The sequence below is a fragment of the Streptomyces prasinopilosus genome (genome assembly GCF_001419695.1).
Taxonomy (GTDB): Bacteria; Actinomycetota; Actinomycetes; order Streptomycetales; family Streptomycetaceae; genus Streptomyces; species Streptomyces prasinopilosus.
In genome coordinates, this window is the sequence record NZ_LIRG01000791.1 from 1 (window position 1) to 1,850 (window position 1,850).

The window sequence follows — 1,850 nt, forward strand, 5'->3', positions numbered from 1 at the left end:
CCGCGTCGGCGCCGACGCGGCCGCGTGAACCCGCGCGGCTGCGCGACCCCGGGTGGCCGCGCGGAGCCGCGCGAGCCGCGGTGGGGTGGGGCGGGTGGCGCCCGGGAGCCCTACGCGGTGATCGGGCGGGACCAGCTCGGGGCCGTGTCGGTCAGGCGGCACACCGCCAGGTAGAGCGGTATCGGCGGCGTGTACGGAAGGGTGCCGTCGGGGCGGTGGATCAGCCGGGGCAGGTCCGGGACGTCCGGCACCACGGCCCCCGTGTCGTAGCGCGCGGGGGCGGGCCACTCCAGGGCGTAGTCCGAATCGGACGGAACCAGCCACCACCAGTGCGCCTCATCCGCGTACACGCACCCCACCCGTGGCAGCCGGGGCATGACCAGCGGCCCGAAACGGGCCGGCACCGCCACCGCGTCGCAGCCCATCGGCGCCGTCATCCCGTCGGGGAGGGGCAGACGCAGGCGCGGGAGCGGCGCGGCCGGAGGGCGCAGCTCCCGCTGGAGGCGTACCAGCGTGTTCAGGCTCAGGGTCCGGGAGCCGGTCACGCCCACCCCCCGTCCCGGTGGTACGGGCGCGGGAGCGTGTCCCGCCGGGGAGGCGTGCGCGGTGCGGCCGGAGTCGCCCCGGGGTGGTGCCGCTGCTCGGGCTCCTCGTCCTCGTCCCGGTCGTCGTCCGGGCCGGGCTTGGGGCGCTCGCCCCAGCCGAGGTCGTTCCGCGGCCCGTCGCCGGACGGACACGGGGTGTCCGCCGTGCGGGGCAGATCGGCCCATACCAGCAGCCCGGAGCCCTGCTCGTGAGCGCCCCACGCGCGGCACACCGCGCCGACGAGGAGCAGGCCCCTGCCGTGCTCGTCCTCCGGCTGCCGCCGGGTGTTCGCCCGGGGCAGGCCGGGGGCGCAGCCCTCGTCCCGCACGGCGATGCGCACCAGGTCGCCGCCGTCGTGCAGCTCGCAGACGATGTGCCTGCTCGCCGTGTGCACGATGGCGTTGGTGACGAGTTCGGAGACGACCAGAGCCGCCGTGTCGCAGGTGTCCTCGCCCACCGACCAGCCGGCCAGCCGGGCCCTCGTCAGGCGTCTGGCCTGCGCGGGAGAACCCGGATGAGCGGCCAGTTCGAAGCGGAACCGGCGCTGGACGGCAGCCCCCGCGAGGTCGGCGGCCCCCGGGGCGGGGCCGGGACCGAAGGGGCGCGCAGCGGCGTCTGTTCCTAAGGGCACGGACGGAATCACGCCTGCCACTATCGCCCCGCCGTGCACACTTGGCAAGTGTCACTCTGAAAAATCCAGAGTGCTGTGTGACGGTCTGGACGGCCGTGGCAGACTGCTCGCAACAGCACCCCGCGCGGCGCCAGTTGAGGTGATCGAAGAAAGGTTCGATTGCTCTCGGATTGGCGCCGCAGGCCTGTCGGGGCTGACGGAGCCGTCCGCTCCGGGAACGTCAGGAAACCCTTTTCGTGGAGGTGGAGCGTGAGCGAACCGCGGTCCGCACCGACGGTCGGCCAGGTCGTCCTCGGCCGGCGCCTGCTGGACCTGCGGGAAAGCGCCGGTCTCAAGCGCGAGGAGGCCGCGCGCATCCTGCGCGTCGCCCCCGCCACGGTCCGGCGCATGGAGACGGCCGAGGTCGCGCTCAAGATCCCGTACCTCCAGCTCCTGCTGAAGGCCTACGGGGTCTCCGACAGCGAGGCCGACGCCTTCGTGCAACTGGCGGAGGACGCCAACCGGCCCGGCTGGTGGCAGCGCTTCCACGAGATCCTGCCCGGCTGGTTCTCGATGTACGTCAGCCTCGAGGGCGCGGCTACGCTCATACGAAGCTACGAACCCCACTTCGTCCCCGGTCTGCTGCAGACCGAGG

At 74.0% G+C, this 1,850-nt stretch carries 3 protein-coding genes; 1 reads left to right on the top strand and 2 read right to left on the bottom strand.

The window, feature by feature from the left end:
* Window positions 1–110: 110 nt before the first annotated feature.
* Together AOK18_RS26500 and AOK18_RS26505 are read right to left on the bottom strand one after the other, a co-directional pair.
* Window positions 111–545 (bottom strand): hypothetical protein, encoded by a 435-nt coding sequence (locus AOK18_RS26500; protein ID WP_420865643.1) that lies wholly within the window; start codon window positions 543–545, stop codon window positions 111–113.
* Entirely contained in the window at window positions 542–1,237 is a 696-nt protein-coding gene (locus AOK18_RS26505) for an ATP-binding protein (protein WP_079039981.1), read from the bottom strand. The genes AOK18_RS26500 and AOK18_RS26505 overlap by 4 nt, the downstream gene beginning before the upstream one ends.
* A 228-nt stretch (window positions 1,238–1,465) precedes the next feature.
* On the opposite strand from AOK18_RS26505, the gene AOK18_RS26510 reads away from it, so the two are divergent.
* A partial coding sequence (locus tag AOK18_RS26510; protein ID WP_157865216.1) for a helix-turn-helix domain-containing protein occupies window positions 1,466–1,850 on the top strand: 385 nt, incomplete at its 3' end.